This window comes from Clostridium cuniculi (assembly GCF_004353185.1).
GTDB classification, from domain to species: Bacteria; Bacillota; Clostridia; order Clostridiales; family Clostridiaceae; genus Clostridium; species Clostridium cuniculi.
The window spans coordinates 1-22,510 of record NZ_SMUS01000045.1; the positions used below are offsets into that span (position 1 = coordinate 1).

At 28.0% G+C, this 22,510-nt stretch carries 23 protein-coding genes; 20 read left to right on the top strand and 3 right to left on the bottom strand.

Going from position 1 to position 22,510, the window contains the following annotated elements; translation table 11 throughout:
- Positions 1 to 72 precede the first annotated feature (72 nt).
- The 7 genes from EJJ37_RS17090 (at position 73) to EJJ37_RS17115 (ending at position 4,945) form a co-directional block, all read left to right on the top strand.
- Complete coding sequence (locus EJJ37_RS17090) at positions 73 to 999, top strand: hypothetical protein (RefSeq protein WP_133016701.1); 927 nt, start codon at positions 73 to 75, stop codon at positions 997 to 999.
- 201 nt (positions 1,000 to 1,200) lie between these two features.
- Positions 1,201 to 1,344, top strand: coding sequence for a hypothetical protein (locus tag EJJ37_RS17095; RefSeq protein ID WP_243124913.1), 144 nt, complete (start codon positions 1,201 to 1,203; stop codon positions 1,342 to 1,344).
- 247 nt (positions 1,345 to 1,591) lie between these two features.
- Complete coding sequence (locus tag EJJ37_RS20725) at positions 1,592 to 2,272, top strand: peptidoglycan-binding domain-containing protein (protein WP_204596867.1); 681 nt, start codon at positions 1,592 to 1,594, stop codon at positions 2,270 to 2,272.
- Between the two features lie 4 nt (positions 2,273 to 2,276).
- Entirely contained in the window at positions 2,277 to 2,645 is a 369-nt protein-coding gene (locus tag EJJ37_RS17105) for a hypothetical protein (protein ID WP_133016702.1), read from the top strand.
- A 93-nt stretch (positions 2,646 to 2,738) separates the two neighbouring features.
- On the top strand, positions 2,739 to 2,948 hold the full coding sequence (locus EJJ37_RS17110) for a hypothetical protein (RefSeq protein WP_133016703.1): 210 nt from the start codon (positions 2,739 to 2,741) through the stop codon (positions 2,946 to 2,948).
- Positions 2,949 to 3,543: 595 nt separating this feature from the next.
- Positions 3,544 to 3,672, top strand: coding sequence for a hypothetical protein (locus EJJ37_RS21050; protein WP_275547961.1), 129 nt, complete (start codon positions 3,544 to 3,546; stop codon positions 3,670 to 3,672).
- Between the two features lie 16 nt (positions 3,673 to 3,688).
- Entirely contained in the window at positions 3,689 to 4,945 is a 1,257-nt protein-coding gene (locus EJJ37_RS17115) for a sensor histidine kinase (RefSeq protein ID WP_243124914.1), read from the top strand.
- A gap of 46 nt (positions 4,946 to 4,991) precedes the next feature.
- Here the strand turns inward: EJJ37_RS17115 and EJJ37_RS20430 are convergent, their stop codons facing one another.
- Complete coding sequence (locus EJJ37_RS20430) at positions 4,992 to 5,141, bottom strand: hypothetical protein (RefSeq protein ID WP_166484820.1); 150 nt, start codon at positions 5,139 to 5,141, stop codon at positions 4,992 to 4,994.
- A 169-nt stretch (positions 5,142 to 5,310) separates the two neighbouring features.
- Between EJJ37_RS20430 and EJJ37_RS17120 the strand changes: the two genes are divergently transcribed.
- The 13 genes from EJJ37_RS17120 to EJJ37_RS17180 all read left to right on the top strand — a co-directional run bounded on the left by EJJ37_RS17120 (position 5,311) and on the right by EJJ37_RS17180 (position 17,949).
- Positions 5,311 to 6,093 (top strand): ABC transporter substrate-binding protein, encoded by a 783-nt coding sequence (locus tag EJJ37_RS17120; RefSeq protein WP_133016704.1) that lies wholly within the window; start codon positions 5,311 to 5,313, stop codon positions 6,091 to 6,093.
- Between the two features lie 84 nt (positions 6,094 to 6,177).
- Positions 6,178 to 6,945: an ABC transporter ATP-binding protein gene (locus EJJ37_RS17125; RefSeq protein WP_133016705.1), complete on the top strand. Its 768-nt coding sequence runs from the start codon at positions 6,178 to 6,180 to the stop codon at positions 6,943 to 6,945.
- Complete coding sequence (locus tag EJJ37_RS17130) at positions 6,938 to 7,738, top strand: ABC transporter permease (RefSeq protein WP_133016725.1); 801 nt, start codon at positions 6,938 to 6,940, stop codon at positions 7,736 to 7,738. The genes EJJ37_RS17125 and EJJ37_RS17130 overlap by 8 nt, the downstream gene beginning before the upstream one ends.
- 182 nt (positions 7,739 to 7,920) lie before the next feature.
- Entirely contained in the window at positions 7,921 to 9,573 is a 1,653-nt protein-coding gene (locus tag EJJ37_RS17135; RefSeq protein WP_133016706.1) for a tetratricopeptide repeat protein, read from the top strand.
- Positions 9,574 to 9,802: 229 nt separating this feature from the next.
- Positions 9,803 to 10,903: a 6-phosphofructokinase gene (locus EJJ37_RS17140; protein ID WP_133016707.1), complete on the top strand. Its 1,101-nt coding sequence runs from the start codon at positions 9,803 to 9,805 to the stop codon at positions 10,901 to 10,903.
- A gap of 213 nt (positions 10,904 to 11,116) precedes the next feature.
- On the top strand, positions 11,117 to 11,896 hold the full coding sequence (locus EJJ37_RS17145) for a serine hydrolase (protein WP_133016708.1): 780 nt from the start codon (positions 11,117 to 11,119) through the stop codon (positions 11,894 to 11,896).
- A 188-nt stretch (positions 11,897 to 12,084) separates the two neighbouring features.
- Positions 12,085 to 13,005 (top strand): aspartate carbamoyltransferase, encoded by a 921-nt coding sequence (gene pyrB / locus EJJ37_RS17150; RefSeq protein WP_133016709.1) that lies wholly within the window; start codon positions 12,085 to 12,087, stop codon positions 13,003 to 13,005.
- Positions 13,006 to 13,437 (top strand): aspartate carbamoyltransferase regulatory subunit, encoded by a 432-nt coding sequence (locus EJJ37_RS17155; RefSeq protein ID WP_133016710.1) that lies wholly within the window; start codon positions 13,006 to 13,008, stop codon positions 13,435 to 13,437.
- Positions 13,438 to 13,441: 4 nt separating this feature from the next.
- Positions 13,442 to 14,638, top strand: coding sequence for a dihydroorotase (locus tag EJJ37_RS17160; RefSeq protein ID WP_133016711.1), 1,197 nt, complete (start codon positions 13,442 to 13,444; stop codon positions 14,636 to 14,638).
- Between the two features lie 48 nt (positions 14,639 to 14,686).
- Entirely contained in the window at positions 14,687 to 15,559 is an 873-nt protein-coding gene (gene pyrF, locus EJJ37_RS17165; RefSeq protein ID WP_133016712.1) for an orotidine-5'-phosphate decarboxylase, read from the top strand.
- A 14-nt stretch (positions 15,560 to 15,573) separates the two neighbouring features.
- Entirely contained in the window at positions 15,574 to 16,311 is a 738-nt protein-coding gene (locus EJJ37_RS17170; protein ID WP_133016713.1) for a dihydroorotate dehydrogenase electron transfer subunit, read from the top strand.
- Between the two features lie 21 nt (positions 16,312 to 16,332).
- Entirely contained in the window at positions 16,333 to 17,229 is an 897-nt protein-coding gene (locus tag EJJ37_RS17175) for a dihydroorotate dehydrogenase (RefSeq protein ID WP_133016714.1), read from the top strand.
- A 69-nt stretch (positions 17,230 to 17,298) separates the two neighbouring features.
- Entirely contained in the window at positions 17,299 to 17,949 is a 651-nt protein-coding gene (locus EJJ37_RS17180) for an HAD family hydrolase (RefSeq protein WP_133016715.1), read from the top strand.
- A 103-nt stretch (positions 17,950 to 18,052) separates the two neighbouring features.
- On the opposite strand, the gene EJJ37_RS17185 is transcribed toward EJJ37_RS17180, so the two are convergent.
- Both EJJ37_RS17185 and EJJ37_RS17190 read right to left on the bottom strand, forming a co-directional pair.
- On the bottom strand, positions 18,053 to 19,507 hold the full coding sequence (locus EJJ37_RS17185) for an alanine/glycine:cation symporter family protein (protein ID WP_133016716.1): 1,455 nt from the start codon (positions 19,505 to 19,507) through the stop codon (positions 18,053 to 18,055).
- 235 nt (positions 19,508 to 19,742) lie between these two features.
- Entirely contained in the window at positions 19,743 to 22,460 is a 2,718-nt protein-coding gene (locus tag EJJ37_RS17190) for a transglycosylase domain-containing protein (protein ID WP_133016717.1), read from the bottom strand.
- Positions 22,461 to 22,510: the final 50 nt, after the last annotated feature.

Sequence of the window (22,510 nt, forward strand, 5' to 3'; positions counted from 1 at the left end):
GATGCAATAAAGCATATCTTAGGAATTATATTTGAATAAATTATATTATTTTTAGAAGGTTGGTGACTTAAAATGTGGTCTGAAAAAAGAGGTGTTGAAGATTTTATATTTTTTGCTGTATTTCCCATATTAATAAATATAGCTACTAATTTAGTATATTTTTTTTATGAGAGTTCCTATTCAATGTTACAAATTGTAAATGACTTTAATGGTTTTACTACCTTCGGAGTTTTTTCATCTTGTATATTTAATTTTTTTATAAAACAACAAGAACTTTCTAAGGATGAAAAGGACAAACTTAATAAAAAAATGTTTGGTATGAAATTATTAGGTATAGTTTTTATTGGATATATGATATTTTCAGTTTTTATTGTAAAAAATGTTAGCATAATTATTTCTTCATTAATTATGTTTATCTCATATATAAATTGGTATATTCTTAAGTTTAAAAGCAAGGCAATTAATGAAGTTGGGCTTTCTGAAACTCAAAAAAGATGGAGAGAATTTCATAATATACCTACTTATGAAGAAAGTAATTTGTTATGGAAAATTAAGCCTATGATTTTTCCTCGTGTATCTGTTAGCTTCAGTGAAAGAATAAAACATATTAATTGGTTTATTATTATATTCATATTGATATTCTTTAAATCCTTTACCTCATTTACATCAGAAATTCTTCCGATGATGATTATTATTTTTATATTAATGATTTCAGAGATTTTATATTTCATAGATGTACTATTGGGATTATATTCAGAAACTGAAGGGAAATGTACGGGAATTGTATTAAAGGAAACAAATAGAAATGGAAAAAGGAAAATATATTATGAAGTATACGTTACTGATGTTGTAAATAAAAGAGAACTTAAATTTAAAGTATATAAATACTGTAACTATAACGAGGGAGATTCTCTTAAACTTATACATGGAGGGCTTTCTAAAAAAGTTATAAAAGTAAATTCTAATAATCTTTCTAACTTTTTTAGAGATGATTTTTAAATTAGATTAATTAGATTGTAAACTGTATTAGCATATCATTAAGTAAGTGATTAATAATTTATAAAAATTGTTTGTAAAAATAAAAACTTAAAGAGCTTAGGAAACTAGGCTTTTTTATTATATTTAAAACTCCAAACGATTAGAGAAAAGGATAGAAACTGTGGAAAATGAACTTATTAAAACAATAGTAATCCAAGGGGCATGGGCGGTGCTTTTGTATGGCTACTAATAGATACAAGAAAAGAAAGTAAAGCTAGAGAGGAAAAGTTACAAAGTATCATTAATAAAAATCAAGAAGTAATTTTAATTTATAAAATATATTTAAAGAAGGAATTAAAGTTATAATATGAGATTTCTATTTTAGTAGTAAAAAATTATGTTATACCTGGAAATAATAATTTTACTTGTAACAGTAATTTTGTCGATATTTAATACTTATAATTTAAATTTGAAAAATATGAATTATAGTCATAAAGAGAAGGTTAATAAAAAATATATGAAACTTAAAGTGAAAATAACGAAAAATAATCTTAGAATTACACAAAAAAATAATTATATGATATTCTTCAAGTAAAAATATAAGGAGGTATATATGAAAATATTATTAAAAAAAATAGCATTAACATTAGTATTCCTTATTGTAGTTAATACAATACCAGCTTTTGCAGAAACAACTATTGATGATTCAAGTATTAATGCTTTAATTTATGTTTCGGAACAAGTTGTAAATAATGATGAAAATATTAATAATTACTCACAAGTTTTTAATCAGTTAGATAATAAAGTTGATCCTTTGTTATATCCAGAGCTGTTAAATGAAGATTTAAGCAATTCAATTTATTATAATAATTTTGATTATTATAATGAATATGTATATGATGTAAATGATAAGCAAAAAGTAATCCTACCAACACTGTATTTATTCGGAAAAGCGGTTGGTTCATTCGTTTGGAAGAAAGCACTTAAATCTACAGTTATGAAATGGGTTGCTGGAACTGTGGCAAGTGCTTATTTAAGCGAAATAGCTATTAATGGATTGCCGAAGGTTAAAGTGAATAATGTTGTAGGTTATGGCAATATTGAGTATGGATATGAAGTAAAAACTATTCAAATTTTACTACAAAAAAATGGGTATAATGTAAAAGCTGATTCTTATTGGGGGCCATCTACATGTGCAGCAATAAAAGAATTCCAAAGAAAATATAAATTAACAGTAGATGGATATGTAGGTAGACAAACTTACGAAGCCCTTGTTGAACATGCTAAAGGATAACAATATGGGAAGTATATTTAGAAAAACTATGAAGTTGTTTTTATTATTCATAGTAGTTTTTATATTTTTAAGTAAGGTAATATCAAATTATACATATATACCCAATGTAGTTTATAATCCAATAGCAGTAGTAATAGTAGGAAACTTATTATATTTCTTTTCGTTTGAAAAATTGTACGAAAATTCTTTGAGTGAAAGATATTTAATAATATTACCCATTCTTTCAGTATTAATAGTAAAATTAATTACAGTAGATTTATCTAATTTTAAAATATTATGTTTAAACATAGTATTTATACTATTAGGTGGAATAGTTAACTTTATTATAAAAAGAATTTGCTATGATAAGTGGGTAAATGAATTAGAAAAATAATAGTTTATATCAATTTTTAAAAGCTTTCTTTGTTTAGTAACAAGGATAGCTTTTTTTTTATGAAAAAAATTATTAAGAAAGAAGGAATGTAAAATGAAAATTGGAGTAAATGATGGACATACTTTAAGGGGGGCTGGAACTGGAGCAGTAGGAATTATAAAGGAAGGGGAAAACACAAGATTAGTTGGAGAAGAAGTAAGAAGGTTATTAAAAGAAAGAGGTAATAAAGTTTATAATTGTACTGTGGATTATGCAAGTACTGTAAATGAAAGTTTATCTTTAGTCTATTGTCACTACTGTTAAAAAGAATGAAGTTTATACAATAGTAGAAGAAAAAAGTGGTTGGGGACGACTTAAGTCAAATGCTGGTTGGATAAGTCTTTCTTACACAACTAAATTATAATTATTAAGGCTAGTAGGTAGGAGAAATCTTACTTACTAACTTTTTCATTTTAAGAATATTTTTACTGCATTTTTTTTACGATTTACTACAATACCCATTTTTATATCAATGACTTATATTATATAAATAAACTATAATACGCAAATAAGTAAAAGGAGGTGAAAATTGGCATGAAGGGATATGAATATATAATAACCTCAAAAATAAATATAAAAAAAGAGAAGTCACCAATAATGGATGCGTGACTTCTTTTTTTCAAATAAAACGACATAAAGAAAAGTGTTTAAAGTGATATAGCATCTCTTTAAATATAGTATAATATACCATGATAATTATAAATTTTCAATAATATATAAACTAAAATGAGCTTAAAAAATATAATTATATTGGTATTTAATTTCTAAATAACAAATATAATAAAAATTTACAATAACATGGAAATGTGATATAATTATGGGGAAAATGTATATATAAAGAGAAAAAGGGGGGATTAGAATGAAATTTAAAAAATACCTTTCAAGTTTTTTATTTATGTTAGCAGGTGTATTTTTAAATTTAAATCCAGCATCAGCATTTACAGTAGGAAATGAAGAAATGCCAGAATCAATGAAAAATCTAAGATAAGTAGGGTTTTATTAAAGTGATTTTGACTGTAGCAGATTCAATAAATATAATTTTACAATGTCTTATGTTTGTAGTTGTGCCTAATTATTGTATTAAGCCTATATATAGAAAAAATAAAAGGGAGATTATTCCATATATATTTATATTGTTGGTTATAATACAAATTATAACTATGGTTATGGGGAATTCAAGTTTAGGATCTATATTTTTACATATGGTATTATTGGTGGTATGTTCAACAATCTTTAAAAAAGATTCAGTAAGTGCAATAACAGCTTTTAATATAATTCAGTTATGTATAGTATCAAATGTTATAATATGTACTACTATTTTCTTTGGATACATTATCAATAATATACCTGAAAAATATATTCAAATAGCAACTGTAATATCTATTTACTTCCCGCAGTATATAATGGCTTATTTTTTATTGAATTATAGAATTAAATTTTATAAACTTTATAGAGTTGTTAGAAGCAAGAACTTCTCTATATTTTTATTAATCATTATTACTATAGTAGTTGATTTTATAATGTTTTTTTATAGAACTTCTTATGATTTAGAAAATCCTTTGTTTAATGAAATAATATTTATTTTATTAGGAATATTTATTATAGGTATTACAATCTACTTTATTATAATAGAAAAAAAGTCTAAGGAAATTAATAAGTTAAATGAGTGTTTAGAAAAAAAGATTAATGAATTACAAAAAGTTAAGCATGACTATGGTTCTCAATTATCATATTTATATGGATTATATCTTATGGGAAAGTATGAAAAATTAGGAGATTCTTTAAAGAATATAATTAATGGAAATAATTCAGTACTAGTAGAAGGTGAAATGATAAATGACTCTAATTCTAGTATATCTGATATTGTTAATGGCATAAATCATGAAGGAATAGATATTATTGTAAAGGAAAATATAGATTTAAATGATATCAATATGTTAGAAGTAGACTTTCAAAGAGTACTATCTAATATATTGAGAAATGCAATTACAGCTATGAATGGAACTGGATTTATAGAAATTAAAACATACCATAGTTTAAATTTTAATATGATAAAGATTAAAAATAATGGACCTAAAATTAAAGAAGAGATAATTGATAAAATATTTGAAGTAGGATTTTCAACTAAAGAGAATAAAAATAAAGATAATGGGTTTGGACTTTCAATTGTAAAAGAGATTGTAGAAAAGAATAATGGAATTATAGAAGTAGAAAGTAATCATGTATTTACTGAATTCATTATTAAAATACCTAGAAAATAAAATAATTTTAGCTAGATACTATTAATTTGTATCTAGCTTTTTTTATCTAAAATTTAATTAAAAATTCATCCCTTCCAATCGTTTTAACTTCTATATTATTATCTTTCAATAAATCAATAAACTTGTCTATGGTTTCTAAAGAAGAAAAGTCCACTTTTAATATTAAATCATCTTTATTAATTTGGTTTGTAGTCATATATATCCCCCTTAAAATAAAATATGCAAGATTATTATAAAGTTATATAAAGTTTATTTTCAAATGTAAATGTTGGATAAAAAATATAATAAAGTAGTAAGTTTAAAAATTTCATAAGATATTTTAGAAAAAACATTGTTGTTATTAAGAATATGTAGATGATAAAACAATGCAACAATTACTAAGTGGAAATGTTGATATTGGTTTTTCAGGTCCAGAACAAGTTGTTTATATTTATAATCAAGGAAGAGAAGATTATCCAGTAGTGTTTGGACAACTTACTCAAAAAGATGGGTCATTTCTAGTCGGAAGAGAAGCAGAGGAGAATTTTGAGTGGACATCATTAAAAGGAAAAGAATTAATTGGTGGAAGACCAGGTGGAATACCAGAAATGGCACTAGAATATGTATTAAAACAAAATGGCTTAGATCCATTAACAGATGTTAATATGGTAACAAATATTGATTTTACTGCTACTTCAGGAGCTTTTAAATCAGGTACTGGAGATTATGTGGCATTATTTGAGCCTACAGCAACAATGCTTGAAAATGATGGTGGTGGAAATATTGTAGCTTCTGTTGGAGAATCTGCAGGTAATATAGCGTATACATGTTTCTATACAACAAAATCATATATGGATGAAAATCCAGAAGTATTACAAAAGTTTACTAATGCTATATATAAAGGACAACAATGGGTTAAAGAACATACAAGTGATGAAATTGCGAAATCAATAGTTTCATATTTCCCAGGAACTGATGAAAAGGTAATAGCACAAGTTATTGATAATTATAAGAGTATCGATGCGTATTCAGAAAATCCTGTTGTTAGTGAGGATGGATTAAATAGATTAATGGATATAATACAAAGTTATGATTCTAGTCTAATACAAACAAGACCAGATTTTGATACTATTATAAATAATGATTTTGCAAATGAGGCTATAAAATAGTTAGAAGTTAGTAGTTAGGGTTAAAACTGCTAAGACAGTATATATAACTCCTAACTCCTAATTAACCAAAAGGGGGTGGAAAGATTGAGTCTCTTAGAGATAAAAGATGTAAATATGAATTATCATAAATATGATGGAGTAACAGAGGCTTTAAAAGATATAAATTTTACAGTTGAAAATGGAGAATTTATAAGTATAATTGGTCCATCAGGATGTGGCAAATCCACATTATTAAATATAATTAGTGGACTTTTACAACCTTCTTCAGGAGAAGTTAAATATAATGATCCAGAAGTTAAAAATAATTTAGATAAAATGGGTTATATGTTCCAAAAGGATTTTTTATTTCCATGGTTGACAGTAAGAGAAAATATAATGTTAGGTTTGAAAATAAAAAAAATATATACAAATGAAAATAGAGAATTTGCATGTGAATTATTAAAAAACTATGGATTAGAGAAATTTGCAAATCATAAACCAAGTGAATTGTCAGGAGGAATGAGACAAAGAGTAGCACTTATAAGAACGCTAGCATTAAAACCAGAAGTATTACTATTAGATGAGCCTTTTTCAGCTTTAGATTATCAAAGTAGGTTAAAGGTTACGGATGATGTAGCAGAAATAATAAAAAAAGAAGGTAAAACTGCAATAATGGTCACTCATGATTTAGGTGAGGCCATAACAATGTCTAAAAGAGTAATAGTTTTAAGTGCTAGACCTGCCACTATAAAAGATGATGTAAGAATTTCATTTGAAAGAGATTATTTAACTCCATTTGATAAAAGAAAAGAGAAGGAATATAATGATTACTTTAAAAAGTTATGGGGGGAAATAGAGAATGCAAATGAATGAGGAACATGAATTATATTTGAAAAACATTAAGAGAAGTAAAGTTAAAATTACTATTCTTAGAATAGCTATTTTAGTTATATTTATTGCATTATGGGAAATTGCAGCCCAACTAAAATGGATAGATCCCTTTTTAACATCAAGTCCTAGTAGAATTGTTAAATCACTAGTTGAATTTATAAAAGAAGGAACATTAGCAACGCATATTTGGGTAACTTGCTATGAAACTGTATTAGGGTTTGTCTTAGGAACAGTTCTTGGGGTTATAATTGCTATTTTATTATGGTCATCAGAAACAGCATCTAAAGTATTAGACCCATATTTAGTAGTATTAAATGCCCTTCCTAAGGTTGCATTAGCACCTATAATTATATTTTGGGTTGGAAATGGAACTTCAGCTATTATAGCTATTGCCTTATTGATTTCAATAGTCACAACTATAATAAGTGTTTTGACAGGGTTTAAAGAAGTGGATAAGGGTAGAATATTGTTAATGAAAACATTCAGAGCCAGTAAGTGGCAAACATTAAGATATTTAATTTTCCCAGCATGTATTCCTGTTATAATATCAGCTCTAAAGATAAATGTGGGCTTGTCTTGGGTAGGAGTAATTATGGGAGAGTTCTTAGTTGCTAGAGAAGGGCTTGGTTTCTTAATTATATATGGTGGACAAATAGCACAATTAGATATGGTAATGATGAGTATAGTTATTTTGTCAGTTATAGCTTTTATAATGTATGAAGTAGTAGCAGTTATTGAAAATAAGCTTATAAAAAAAGATAATGTATACAATTAAAAGAGAAAGAAATATGATTAAGAGTTAAAAGCTTAAATTCAAAGCTTTTAACTCTTAATTTATTATTTTATAAGCATAATTTTACAATATTTTTTGTTTTTTTAATAAATAATTGAAAATTCATATTATTTTTGATAAAATTATAACACATAATAAAAATATTAAACCAATATGGAGGATTTATGGAAAGAAAGAAAAACCACTCCTTAAAGGAAAATAAAGAAGTAAATAAAGAAAATAAATATATAGGATCAATAGTAACTTTAGTTCTTTCAATAGTTTTTGCATTTATAGTTTTAATGTCAATACAGCTTATAATGGGAGATAAAACAGTAACAATAAGTAATAATAAAGCTGAACAATATTATTACGATGGTAAGTTTGATGATGCTATTAATGAGTACATGTTAATGCAAAATGATGATATTTGGCCAATATGGACTGTTAAAGCGGCAGAAGTATATTCTGTAAAGGGTGATATAGCGCAGGCAGATAGTTTGTTAAGAGAAGCTATAGTAAAAAGAGATAAGGTAATGTTAGAAAATGAAGATAAATACATAGAACAAGATAAAGAGTTAATTAATAAAGTTGTATTTACTTTCTATATAAATAATGAGTTAGATCAAGCAGAAAGTTTAGGAGAATATTACTTAACTACATATAGTACATATAAACCATTATTAAAAACTATGTTTGCAGTATATCTAGCTAATGGAGATACTCAGTCAGCAAAGGAAATTGTTGATTTATATCCTGTAGATGATGAAAGTGCTTATGATTTGGCTGTCTTAGCTAAAATGCAAATTATGTTAGGAAATTATGAGGATGGATTAGATAATTTAAAGAAATCTTATAATTTAGATAAAAATGAAATTAAATCTTTTGACGTTATAATGGAAACTTGTGAATTTGATAAAAGTAAATTATTAAATGAAATAAATAAATTATCAGAGGAAAATCCAAAGGAAGAAGCATATCAAGTTTGGTTAGAGGAAATTAATGCATTAGATGAATCAAATATGGATTTAACAGAAAGTATAATTGATGAAATTAATAATAATATAGATGTTGATAATTTAGATAAAGATTCATACGTATATAATTATGTAGAAGCTTGGAATTATTATAAGAAAGGGCAATATGATAAAGCTTTAGAGGCTTGTAATGCTGCAATTGTAGCTAATCCTGAATATGAAAATACATTTGGTATTTTAATTCCTAAAATATTAATTGCAACAGAAAATTCAGATAAAGTTGAAGGATATTTTAGAACAGCTATATATAATGAGCCATTTAATTATAATTTAATTACAAGTATAGGTAAAATATACGAAAATGATTTACAAAATTATGATAAGGCTAAGGAAACATTTAATTTTGTATTATCATTAAACAAAGATGAAGATGCATTATACTATAATTTAGCTTTTGTTGATTTAGCTATGGAAAATACTGATGAAGCTATTAAAGATTTAAAGAAAGCAATATCAATAAATAAAAATAATTATAAATATTATAGAACTTTAGGAACTGTATATTTTAATAATAAAGATTATGATGAAGCAATCGAAAGTATAAGAAAAGCATATTCATTAAATGAAAATGATGTTTTATCACTTAATAATGCTGCTTGCTATTATGTAATGGTAGATAAAGATATATGGAGAGGATATTCTAATATAGAATCTGCATATAATGATATGCCAAGTGATTTGGATCAAGACTTAAAAGATTTGATTACAAGGAACTATGAAGCAATTAAGAAAGTATATGATAAGTATGTCAATGATGAAAGCATAGCTATTAATCTTGATAATTTAGAATTAGTATATTAGTAAAAAAATGAATAAATATTAATAAAAAAGATAGATTTTTTAAATCTATCTTTTTTTTTATTAGTTGAAAAGTAAGAGTTAAAAAATACTTTCCAGATATTTTAATTTATGGTATTATAATATAAGAATAAATATTCAGAATTTTATGAACAACAATGTAATAATAAGAAATTTAACTGGGGAAAATGCTGAAAAATTATTAGATAATGGGGTAGGGAGGAATTTTCAAATGGAACAAAAAATTAAAAAAATAGCTTTATTAACAGGTGGTGGGGATTGTCCAGGCTTAAATGCAGTAATAAGAGCGGTAACAAGAACAGCAATATTAAACTATGGAATTGAAGTAATTGGCTATAAGTTTGGATATAGAGGTTTATATAATAATGATTTTATTCATTTAACATTGGATACGGTATCAGGAATATTACATAGAGGAGGTACTATCCTTTATAGTTCAAATAAAGATAATTTGTTCGATTACCTAGTTGAAGAAAATGGTGAGTTAGTAAAAAAAGATGTTTCTGACGTTGCAGTAGAAAATTTAAAAAAAGAAGGGGTTGACGTATTAGTTGTTATAGGGGGAGATGGTACATTAACATCGGCAAGAGATTTTGCAAGAAAAGGTGTTAAAGTAATAGGAGTTCCTAAAACTATAGATAATGATTTAGCATCAACAGATGTAACATTTGGATTTAATACTGCAATTGATGTAGTAACAGAAGCTTTAGATAGACTTCATACAACTGCAGAATCACATCATAGAATTATGTTATGTGAGGTAATGGGAAGGAATGCTGGATGGATAGCTTTAGAAGCAGGAATAGCAGGTTCAGCAGATATTATTCTTTTACCAGAAATTCCATATGATATTAATAAGATTGCTGAAAAAGTAAAAGAGAGAGAAGAACAAGGTAAAAACTTTACTATTATAGTTGTATCAGAAGGTGCAAGACCTAAAGATGGAGAGGTTGTAGTAGCAAAGATTGTTGCAGATAGTCCAGATCCTATAAGATTAGGAGGAATAGGTAATAAGCTTGCAGGTGACTTAGAAAAACTTATTAAAGATCATGAAGTTAGATGCACGGTATTAGGTCATGTACAAAGAGGTGGAAATACCTCAACATATGATAGAATACTATCAACAAGATATGGAGTTGCAGCTGTTGAGCTTATGATAGATGGTAAGTTTGGAGAAATGGTTTGTTTAAAAGGTGATACAATAAGTAGTGATAGTTTAGAAAATGTAATTGGACAAAAAACTAAAAATGTTAATATTGATGGAGAATTAGTACAAGTTGCTAAGAAAATTGGTATTACTTTTGCTGAATAAATAGTTAATATTTTAAATATTATTAGTGGTAAGGGGGAATAATATAGAAAGAAGCTTAAGCGTGCTAAAGTCTATATTAAAAGCTTACCACTATTTTTATATATATAGAATAATGGAAAAAATTAAATGGAATACTTCAAAATATTCTGACAATATGTTATACTTATATTAAAGTAAAAGAAATATTTGAATCAGTGGATTTAGGAGGGTATTATGAAAGAAATAAAGAAGTATTTAGAATCAAGAATTGGGAAATATAGTTTCTTCTTTGAAGATTTGAAAAGTGGATATGTGTATGGATACAATGAAAACGTTTCTATGACAGCTGCTGGATGTATGAAACTTCCGATTGCTGTTTCATTAATAAAGGCAGTTGAAGATAAAAAAGTTGATTTTATGGATAAGATAAAGATACAAACTTCAGATAAAGTTTATGGAACGGGGATAATCCATGAATTTAATGAAAGAGAATATACAGTCTTTGAGCTTATGGTAATAATGTTAATTCAAAGTGATAATACAGCTGCTAATAAAATTATTGATATAGTTGGAATGGAGCAAATAAATGAAGATATCATAGCAGTGGGCTTAAAGAATACTAGATTAAATAGAAAGACAAATGATGAAAGAACGGATATAACAGATATTGAAAACATAACAACAGCTTATGATTTATCAAAAATATGGAAACACCTATCTAATGGAACCTTCTTAAGTAAAGATAATGGTCAAATGCTTATAGATATTTTAAGAAGGCAGCAAATAAAAAATAAATTAGCTCTATATATTCCTGATGATTTAAAGATTGAAATATCCAGCAAAACAGGTGATAAAAAAGGTGTTGAAAATGATACAGCATATTTAGAATTACCAAAAGGAAAATTTGTATTTACTGTTTTATCCCAAGATATACCTAATAGTGTATATGGAACAGTATCTTTAGCTAAATGTGGTAAAATGATGTGGGATGGTGTAATGAATAATTGGAATTAAAAATATTGACAAATTTTTAATGAAGTGATATTCTAACAGAAAGAACCTTTAAAGGAATCCGAGAGATTCATAAGGAAGTTGTAATAATACCCATATTATAAGATTACTATACCTTCCTTATATTATTAAGGAAGGTTTTTTGTATTCTTTAAATTTAACACTGTGATGTTAAAAAGGAGTGACAATAAATGAAAAATAAACATTTAATAAGTCCAATGGACTTTTCTAAAGAAGAACTTAATGGAATATTCGAATTAGCAGAAAAAATAATTTCAAATCCAAAAGAATTTTCACATATCTGTGATGGGCAAATCTTAGCAACACTTTTTTATGAGCCAAGCACAAGGACAAGGTTTAGCTTTGAAGCTGCAATGATGAGGTTAGGTGGTAAAATCCTAGGATTTTCAGAGCCAAACTCTACTTCAAGCGCAAAAGGTGAAACATTAGCAGACACTATAAGAATGGTTTCTATCTATTCAGACATAATTGCAATGAGACATCCTAAAGAAGGATCAGCAAAGGTTGCAAGTATGTATTCATCAGTACCAGTTATTAATGCAGGAGATGGTGGACATCAACATCCAACTCAAACATTAACAGATCTATTAACTATAAAATCACAAAAAGGAACTTTAGAAGGACATAAAATTGGTCTTTGTGGAGATTTAAAAAATGGACGTACAGTACAATCATTAATTGCTGCTATGTCTAGATATGAAGGAACAGAATTTGTTCTTATATCTCCAAAAGAACTTGTAATACCAGAATATATTAGAGAAGAAGTATTAAAAAGAAATAATATTTCATTTAAAGAAGTAGAAAATATAGAAGAAGTAATAGATGAATTAGATATTCTATATATGACAAGAATTCAAAAGGAAAGATTCTTTAATGAAGAAGAATATTTAAGACTAAAGGATTCTTATATATTAGATAATGAGAAAATGGCGAAAGCAAAAGAAGATATGATTGTAATGCATCCACTTCCTAGAGTAAATGAAATTGCTACAGAAGTAGATGATGATAAAAGAGCAGTTTACTTTAAGCAAGCTGAGTATGGAATGTATGTAAGAATGGCTTTAATAGTTAAGTTACTGGGGGTAATGTAAATGCTACAAATAACTAGTATAAAAAATGGATTCATGTTAGATCATATAAAGGCTGGAATGGGAGTTAAAATATTTAGATATTTGCACCTAGATAAATTAGGACATCAAGTTGCATTAATAATAAATGCAGATAGCAAAAAGATGGGGAAAAAAGACATAATAAAAATAGAGAATAGTGAAGAAATAAACTATACTGTACTTGGATTATTATCTCCAGGCATTACTATAAATGAAGTTAGAAATGAAGTAATAGTTAATAAAATAAAACCAGAATTGCCAGAGAGAATTCAGGACATATTAATATGTAAAAATCCAAGCTGTATAACTTCACAAGAAAAATATATACCTCATAACTTTAGATTAGTTGATAGAGAAAAAGGAAGTTATAAATGTGAATATTGTGAACAGATAGTAAATCCTAGCGAGGTGTAAATATATGAACTTACTAATAAAGAATGCTAATATGATAGATGCTTATGAAAGCTTTTGTGGAGATATATTAATCATAGATGGAATAATAACTGAAATTGGAAAAGAAATAAACAAAGAGGGAATAGATATAATAGATGCAAAAGGTTTAACTTTAATGCCTTCATTTATAGATACTCATGCACATTTTAGGGATCCTGGTTTAACATATAAAGAGGATATGGAAAGTGGTTCAAGAGCAGCAGCTAAAGGAGGATATACAGGGGTTTGTCTAATGGGTAATACAAATCCTATATGTTCAACTAAAGAAGTTGTTGAGTATGTAAGAAATAAAGCTAAAGAAATAAGACTAATAGATGTACATCAATGTGTTTCAATAACAGAAAACTTTGGTGGTAAATCTATAGAACATTTAAATGCTTTTGATGATGATAAAGAATTAGTTGCAATAACTGATGATGGTGTTGGAGTAATGGATTCTAGCATAATGATGAAAGCTATGGAAAAAGCTAAGAAAAATAATTGGATAGTTATGTCTCATGCAGAAGATAAAACATTCTCTAAGATTGATATGAGAATAGCAGAGGACTTAATGACAATAAGAGATTTATATTTAGCTAAAGTAACAAAAGCAAGACTTCATATGGCACATGTAAGTACAATAGAATCTATTGAGGCAATAAGAAGAGCTAAAAAAGAAGGTTCTAATGTAACTTGTGAAGTAACACCACACCATATTGCTTTAACTACTGAAGAAAGTAATTATAGAGTAAATCCTCCAATAAGAGAAAAAGAGGATGTAAATGCTATAATTGAAGGTATTAAAGATGGTACTGTAGATTGTATAGGAACTGATCATGCACCACATACTGAAGAAGATAAGGCAAAAGGATCACCAGGAATGGTTGGAATTGAAACTGCATTTAGTATTTGCTATACAGAGCTTGTAAAGAAAAATGGAATTTCTATAAATAAGTTAAGTGAGTTAATGTCAAGAAATCCAGCTAAAATTTTAGGTATGAATAAAGGTAGTATTACTATAGGGAAAGATGGGGACTTAGTATTAGTTGATTTAAATAAAGAAATAGTTATTGATAAAGAAAAATTTGCTTCAAAGGGTAAAAACACTCCATTCCATGGAAGAAAATACTTTGGAGAAGTAATAATGACTATAAAAGGTGGAAAGCTAATATATAGCATTTAGCAAATATATATAGGAAAATAACAAGAAGTTGAAAGGTGCGTAAAGTTTATGAAAAGTTTAATAATGGATAAATTATATAAAAGAGTTGAAGAAAGAGGAGTAGTTTGTTTAGGATTAGATACAGCTGTTGAATACATACCAGAACATGTTTTAGAAGAGAAATCTATAGAAGAGGCAATATTTGAATATAATAAGGCTATTATAGATGAAACTTTAGATGTTGTAGCTTGTTATAAAGTTCAAATTGCATATTATGAAGCTTTAGGGTTAGCAGGACTTATAGCATATAAGAAAACATTAGATTATTTAAGAGAAAAAGATGCTATTATAGTTGCTGATATAAAAAGAGGAGATATAATGGCGACAGCTACTCAATATGCAAAGGGACATTTTAGTGGTGACTTTGAAGCTGATTTCATAACTTTAAGTCCTTATATGGGAATGGATAGTATAGAACCGTATATGCCTTATATGGAAAGTGGAAATAAGGGAGTATTCGTACTAGTAAGAACTTCAAATCCAGGAGCTGAAGATATTGAGAATATAGATACTAAAGATGGTAGTAAGGTTTATAAGGTTGTAGGAGATAAGCTTACTAAGATGGGCGAAAATGTTAAAGGTGAGTGTGGATATTCTGCAATAGGTGGAGTTATAGGATGTACTCATGTTGAAGAAGGTAAAGAAATAAGAGAAAGATATAAAGATATGTTCTTCTTAATTCCTGGCTATGGAGCTCAAGGTGGAAAAGCTGAAGATGTAGCTTTATACTTAAGAGATGGAAATGGTGGAGTAGTAAATTCATCAAGAGCAATTCTTTTAGCTTATAAAAAAGAAAATAAACCAACAGAATTTGCGGCTTGTGCAAGAAGAGAAGCTATTAGAATGAGAGATGAAATAAGAGACGCAGTTAATAACCTTTAGGAGGAAAAGAATTTATGAAGTACACACAAGGTAAAATATTATTAAATGAAGAAATTCAAAATGGAATATATAAAATGGTTGTAGAGGATAAAAATGAGGCTAAAGCAGGACAATTTTATATGTTAAAGCATAATGGAGCTACATTACTTCCAAGACCAATAAGTGTCTGTGAAACAAATGGAGAAACTTTAACTTTTGTATATGCAGTAGTTGGAGCAGGAACTAAGGAATTTGCAACTTTAAAGGTTGGAGATTCAATAAGTTTAAATGGTCCCCTTGGAAATGGCTTTAATGTAACTGATGATTTAGGTAGAGTTGCATTAGTAAGTGGAGGAATAGGAACAGCTCCAATGCTTGAAGTATCTAAAAAGTTAAGACAAAACAGAAATGATATTAAGATGGATCTTTATGCAGGGTTCAGAGATGATATATACTTAATAGATGAAATAAAAGAATATGTTGATGAGGCATATGTTTCAACTAATACTGGTAAACATGGACATAAAGGATTTGTAACTGAAATTTTAGATTTAGATAAATATGATACAGTACTTTGCTGTGGACCAGAAATAATGATGAAGAGAGTAGTTGAAATGTGTAAAGAAAAGCAAGTTAAAGTATATGTTTCTATGGAAAAACATATGGCTTGTGGAGTAGGGGCTTGCCTTGTGTGTACTTGTAAAACTAAAGATGGAAATAAAAGAACATGTAAAGATGGTCCAGTATTCGATGGATACTATGTAGAATTATAATAAACCAAAGGAGAAGATAAAATGTTAAAAGTTAATATAAATGGATTAGATTTCAAAAACCCAGTAATAGCAGCATCAGGAACCTTTGGTTTTGGAGCAGAGTACAATAATTTTTATGATGTAGGAATTTTAGGTGGTATTTCTTCTAAAGGATTAACACTAAACGAAAAAGCTGGTAATGATGGAATAAGGGTCTTTGAAACTCCATCAGGAATGATGAACTCAGTTGGTCTTCAAAATCCAGGGATAGATAGATTTATAGTAGAAGAACTTCCAAAGATGAAAGAGCTAGGTACTAACATTATTGCAAATGTTGGTGGAGGATGCATGGAAGACTATGAAATAGCATTAGAAAAGCTTAGAGGAACTGATATAGATATGATAGAGCTTAATATATCATGTCCTAATGTAAAGTCAGGAGGAATGGCTTTTGGAATTAAATCAGAAGTAGCGTATGATGTTGTTAAAAAAGCTAAAGCTATAGTAGATAAACCTTTAATGGTTAAGTTATCACCTAATGCTGAAGATATTGTTGATATGGCTATAAAATGTCAAGAAGCAGGAGCAGATTCATTATCTCTTATTAATACATTAAAAGGATTAGCAATAGATCCATATAAGAGAAAAGCGGTATTTAATAATGTATATGCTGGGGTATCTGGTCCAGCTGTTAAGCCTGTAGCTTTAAGAATGGTTCATGAGGTAGCTAAAGCTGTAGAAATACCAGTAATAGGTTTAGGTGGTATTACAACAGGATTAGATGCTATAGAATTTATGATGGCTGGTGCAAGAGCTGTTCAAATAGGAACTGTTAACTTCTTTAATCCAATGGCAGGTAAAGAGATCATTGAAGAAATGGAAGCTTTCTGTAAGTCACAAGGAATTAAAGATATTAACGAAATAGTTGGAATAATATAAAGTGAATCACTATAAGTAGATACTTACTTATAGTGATTTTTTATGTAAGTTAGTAAGGGGGATTCGGAGATGAAGAAGTATATATTATTTGATTTAGATGGTACAATTATTGATCCAAAGGAAGGAATAACAAAGTCAGTTGCATATGCATTAAATAAATTTGAAATTAAAGTGGATAATTTAAATGAGCTTTGTAAGTTTATAGGACCACCATTAAAAGATTCATTTATTGAATATTATAATTTTAGTGAGGATGAAGCGGAAAAAGCAATAAAGTATTATAGAGAGTATTTTGCAGATAGAGGAATATATGAAAATAAACTTTATAAAGGATTTGAAGAGATACTTATCTCATTAAAAGAGAATAATAAAGTACTAATGGTTACAACATCAAAACCAACAATATTTGCAACAAAGATATTAGAGAATTTCAATTTGAGTAAGTATTTTACTTTTGTAAGTGGAAGTAATTTTGATGGAAGTAGAGTTAGAAAGAGTGAAGTAATTCAATATGCGCTAGAAATAAATAACATAAAAGATTTATCTGAAGTTGTTATGATTGGAGATAGAAAACATGATATTTATGGAGCTAAAGAAGTTGGAGTAGATTCTATAGGTGTTTTGTATGGATATGGAGAGTATGAGGAATTATATAATAGTGGAGCAAATTATATAGTTAATAGTGTTGAAGAATTAAGAGAATTGATTATGGATATATAATATTACTTATTATAAAAATATTAATATTATATAAAATGAGTATAAAGTGAAAGTTAAAAAGAAGTATCAAAATTTAAATATTTTGATACTTCTTTTTAATAGTTTATGCTATTGCTTCTTTTTCATCTTCTCTCCATTCTTCCACTTCATCACCAAGTTCAGGAATAGAAGAAGCATAGAATACAGGATTCTTTCCAGCTTTCTTTTGAGCTGTGTAATCTTGTAAAGCCTTAATTGCAATCTTACCTAATAATACTATAGCTATTAAGTTTAAGATAGCCATAAGTCCCATAAATACGTCAGCTATGCTCCAAACAAATTGCATAGAAGCTACTGAACCAAATAAAACCATTGCGATAACTAATATTCTATATATATACAAGTAGATTTTCTTTGTAGAGATAAATTGTATATTAGTTTCTCCATAATAATAATTTCCTATAATAGAGCTAAATGCAAAGAAGAAAATACAAAATGCAATGAAATATTGTCCCCATGAACCAACTTGAGAACTAACAGCAATTTGAGTAAGTTCAATTCCAGCTATATCAGCAATAGCAATATTATTTGTAGTTGCATGTTGCACAAGTGTATCAGAAGATAAAAGTACTATAAATGCAGTAGAAGTACAAATTATTAATGTATCTGTAAATACTCCTAATGTTTGAATTAAACCTTGCTTTGCAGGATGAGAAACTGTTGCTGTAGCAGCTGCGTTTGGAGCGGAACCCATACCAGCTTCATTAGAGAATAATCCTCTTTTGATACCATTTAATAAAGCAGCACCTATTCCACCACCAATTATTTGTTTAACACCAAAGGCATTTGAGAAAATCATTTTAAATACTGAAGGTAATTCTGTAATATTTGTTATGATTATAAATAATGCTACTAATATATATGCAACGGCCATAATAGGAACTATTATACTAGAAATTTTAGCGATACTTTTAACACCACCAAAGATTATAATTGCAGATGCAATTGTAATTAAAGAACCTAAGAATAACTTATTTATACCGAAAGCTGAATTAAATGCAGCTGTGATAGTATTAGATTGAACTGAATTAAATGCAAAGCCAAAGCATATTATTATAAGAATAGAGAATATAACTCCCATCCATTTTTTCTTTAGTCCTTTTTCCATATAGTAAGCAGGACCACCTCTAAAACTATCTCCATCTTTAACTTTGTAAATTTGAGCTAAAGTAGATTCTATAAAAGCAGAAGCTGAACCTATTAATGCAATTAACCACATCCAGAATACAGCACCAGGTCCACCGATAGCAATAGCAGAAGCAACACCGGCTAAGTTACCTGTCCCAACTCTTGATGCAGTACCTATACAAAAGGCTTGAAAAGATGAAACTTCATTTTTAGATTTATCTTTTGAAGAAGTTCCTTCTCCAAGTAATCTAAACATTTCTTTAATGTTAGTAAATTGAACGAATTTTGTTTTGAAAGTAAAATAAAATCCTATTACTATTAGCATAGCTATAAGAATATAAGTCCATATAAAATCGTTAACTAATAGTATTAGTTTATTTAAAAATTCCATAATAAAATATCCCCCTTTTTATATTTATCATTTGATTAATTTACTATGTTCTTTATTAAATTATATAATAAAAGTGTTAATAATGCAAGAGGTGAAAGTAAATTATTCATAAAATGAAATTAAATTTATCAAAAGGCTATAAAAATAGATTAAAATGAAATTTTGCTTGCAAGTTAATTCATTTATTTTAAATTTAATATAAAAAGGCAGTCATTTTTATATGACTGCCTAAAAATTAATCAAATAAATTGTCGAATAAATCACTAAAATTGCTTCGTTGTTCATCAGTATTACTGTTGTTTTCATTAGCATCAGTATTATTATTGTCATCAGGAGTCTCTTCTGATGGAGGAGTTGCTCCGATATTTTCATCTGGGGTGTTAGTAGTAATTTTTACAGTTAATGAAACTGTTTCACCAGAATTTATTTCAGATGTAAATGAAGTTAATGTATATTCTCCTGGATTAATAGATCCAGTTATTGATAAGCCCTTAAATGAATATTTAATGCCTCTATTATTTAGTATAACGATAGCATCATATAAATCCATGTTTGCACTTAATCCTATTTCAGATAATTTTATCTTTTCTTCAGGTTTAGTATCATCTTCTTGTGTAGGAACTACAAATGGATAATCAGCAGCATTAGGATTAGCATTTGGCTTTTTAATAAATACTCTATCCGCAAGAAGTCTTGCTGGAGTATTATCAGTTGCTAATTTATTATTAGAGCTATTAACAGTAACTTTTACGTGAACATCACAAACTGATTTAGGCTCTGTTCCTTCGATAAAGTATTCTGTTTTAACTCTATTTCCTCTTTGATCTTGATAACATAAATCTGTAGGAGATTTACCTGAATCTTTACAAACTTTTGCTTGAACAAGTCCAGATGGAGCTTCTATATCAGTATAGCTTAATCCAGAATGTACAACACTCATTACTTTTCCAAACAATGTTGCAGCGCTACCACTGCTACCATACATTTTTTGAGGGATATCATATCCAATCCAAACAGAACCAGAATAATAAGGTGTAACTCCAGCAAACCAGAAATTATCAGAGTTATCAGTTGTACCGGTTTTACCAGCTACAGGTATATCACTAAATTGAGCTTTAGTTGATGAACCTTTTAATATATCATAAAGTATATATGATGTTTGTGGTGAGAATAGAGTAGTAGCCTTAGGCTCTTTTTCTAATAATACATTACCACTAGCATCTTCAACTCTTGTATAAAGTGAAGGTTCATATATAACACCATTATTTCCTAAGGCACCATATGCAGAAGCTAAAATTGTTGTATTTCCACCATCACGGTTTCCTTGTGGTTGTTCAAACTGACCAAGAGCTAATGCTGACATTGTATGAGACTCAGGAGCGTATTTTAAACCAGCTCTTTCACCATATTCAAGTGCTGTATCTAAACCTAACATATCAACTGTTTTTATAGAAGTTAGGTTTTTAGAATAAGTTAAAGCTTCTCTTGCTGTAATATAACCTGCCATTGAACCATCAGCATTTTTAGGGTTAACACTTCCAAAGTTATATTTCTTTAATATTTCTGATGAAACAGAGGAATCATCTAAAGGTGTCCCAGCTGTTATAAGCTTAGTGTCTATTGCTGGACCATAAACAGTTAAAGGCTTAGTTGTAGAACCAATTGATTTTAAATCAAAATAAGCTCTATTAAGTGAAGTTGGAGGTTGATTTCCACGTCCACCAATAAGCACTTTTACCTGACCGGTTTTATAGTCAATTACTGTTGCAGAAGCCTGTAATTTAGGTACACCATCACTATCTGTGGGATCAGAAGAAGTATCATCAACTTGTAAGTTGGTTCTTTCATCTAATATCTCTTGAACAGCATTTTGCATTTCAGTATTTAATGTAGTATAGATTTTTAAACCACCATTAACTAGTAGTTTATTTACTTCCTCATCAGTATACTTGTACTTTTCTTTTAAATCCTCTTTTACCTGATCTAATGCAGGATATACAAACCATTCTTGATTCACTCCATAGTCAGTATCTAGTTTAGAGAAGTTAAAATCATTTGCTTCAGCTTGTGCATAAGCTGTATCGAATTCTTCTTGTGTTATATACCCAAGTTCTAACATTTTACTTAATACTGTTTGAGTTCTTCTAATATATCCATTTGGATAATTTGAGGCACTAGTATTATAAGCACTATATGTTGTAGGCGCTTGAGTGATACCGGCAATATAAGCACATTCAAGTAATGTTAAATCCTTAGCATTTTTAGCAAAGAAATATCTAGATGCAGCTTCAACACCATAAATATGCCCGCTAAGAGGTATAGTATTTAAATAAGAACGAATTATTTCTTCTTTGCTTAATTTTTTATCTAGTTGAACTGCTAAAACTATTTCTTTAATCTTTCTGTTAATTCTGTCAAGTGGTGTTGACTCAGCAGAAGCTTCTGTAGCTAATATGGTATTTTTAATTAATTGTTGTGTTATTGTAGAAGCACCATGAATACCATTTTGTTTGCCTAGTATAACCATAACATCTCTTACTGCGGCACCTAAAATTCTTTTAACGTCAATACCGCCATGAGACATGAAACGTTCATCTTCGATAGAAATATAAGCATTAATTAAATTTTGAGGCATCTCATCATAAGAGATAATATATCGTATTTCGGTAGATGGTAAGTCATCTATAAATTCGCCTTGATCATCAAATAACATTGAAGGTTGATTTAAATTATAAATAGCATTTACATCTAATTCTGGTGTTGTTTTAATAACAGCAACAACATAACCAACACCCACAACACCGATTAATAATCCTATTATTAAGATTGTAAGGAAAAAGTATTTGAAAAATCGTTTAATCTTCGATGGCTTTTTCTTAAGCTTTTTCTTAGCACTTTTAGATTTTGCTACTTTTTCTGTAGGACCTTTTGATTTGTTAGAATCTTTAGCCATTTGTTCCTCCTTTTATTTATATTTAATATAATATTCTATATAATTATAGC

Excerpts from the sequence above, each read along its gene's own strand:
- EJJ37_RS17090 (WP_133016701.1), top strand. The coding sequence starts at position 73 with ATGTGGTCTGAAAAAAGAGGTGTTGAAGATTTTATATTTTTTGCTGTA.
- EJJ37_RS17095 (WP_243124913.1), top strand. The coding sequence starts at position 1,201 with ATGGGCGGTGCTTTTGTATGGCTACTAATAGATACAAGAAAAGAAAGT.
- EJJ37_RS20725 (WP_204596867.1), top strand. The coding sequence starts at position 1,592 with ATGAAAATATTATTAAAAAAAATAGCATTAACATTAGTATTCCTTATT.
- EJJ37_RS17105 (WP_133016702.1), top strand. The coding sequence starts at position 2,277 with ATGGGAAGTATATTTAGAAAAACTATGAAGTTGTTTTTATTATTCATA.
- EJJ37_RS17110 (WP_133016703.1), top strand. The coding sequence starts at position 2,739 with ATGAAAATTGGAGTAAATGATGGACATACTTTAAGGGGGGCTGGAACT.
- EJJ37_RS21050 (WP_275547961.1), top strand. The coding sequence starts at position 3,544 with ATGAAATTTAAAAAATACCTTTCAAGTTTTTTATTTATGTTAGCAGGT.
- EJJ37_RS20430 (WP_166484820.1), bottom strand. The coding sequence starts at position 5,141 with ATGACTACAAACCAAATTAATAAAGATGATTTAATATTAAAAGTGGAC.
- EJJ37_RS17120 (WP_133016704.1), top strand. The coding sequence starts at position 5,311 with ATGCAACAATTACTAAGTGGAAATGTTGATATTGGTTTTTCAGGTCCA.
- EJJ37_RS17130 (WP_133016725.1), top strand. The coding sequence starts at position 6,938 with ATGAATGAGGAACATGAATTATATTTGAAAAACATTAAGAGAAGTAAA.
- EJJ37_RS17135 (WP_133016706.1), top strand. The coding sequence starts at position 7,921 with ATGGAAAGAAAGAAAAACCACTCCTTAAAGGAAAATAAAGAAGTAAAT.
- EJJ37_RS17140 (WP_133016707.1), top strand. The coding sequence starts at position 9,803 with ATGGAACAAAAAATTAAAAAAATAGCTTTATTAACAGGTGGTGGGGAT.
- EJJ37_RS17145 (WP_133016708.1), top strand. The coding sequence starts at position 11,117 with ATGAAAGAAATAAAGAAGTATTTAGAATCAAGAATTGGGAAATATAGT.
- pyrB (WP_133016709.1), top strand. The coding sequence starts at position 12,085 with ATGAAAAATAAACATTTAATAAGTCCAATGGACTTTTCTAAAGAAGAA.
- EJJ37_RS17155 (WP_133016710.1), top strand. The coding sequence starts at position 13,006 with ATGCTACAAATAACTAGTATAAAAAATGGATTCATGTTAGATCATATA.
- EJJ37_RS17160 (WP_133016711.1), top strand. The coding sequence starts at position 13,442 with ATGAACTTACTAATAAAGAATGCTAATATGATAGATGCTTATGAAAGC.
- pyrF (WP_133016712.1), top strand. The coding sequence starts at position 14,687 with ATGAAAAGTTTAATAATGGATAAATTATATAAAAGAGTTGAAGAAAGA.
- EJJ37_RS17170 (WP_133016713.1), top strand. The coding sequence starts at position 15,574 with ATGAAGTACACACAAGGTAAAATATTATTAAATGAAGAAATTCAAAAT.
- EJJ37_RS17175 (WP_133016714.1), top strand. The coding sequence starts at position 16,333 with ATGTTAAAAGTTAATATAAATGGATTAGATTTCAAAAACCCAGTAATA.
- EJJ37_RS17180 (WP_133016715.1), top strand. The coding sequence starts at position 17,299 with ATGAAGAAGTATATATTATTTGATTTAGATGGTACAATTATTGATCCA.
- EJJ37_RS17185 (WP_133016716.1), bottom strand. The coding sequence starts at position 19,507 with ATGGAATTTTTAAATAAACTAATACTATTAGTTAACGATTTTATATGG.
- EJJ37_RS17190 (WP_133016717.1), bottom strand. The coding sequence starts at position 22,460 with ATGGCTAAAGATTCTAACAAATCAAAAGGTCCTACAGAAAAAGTAGCA.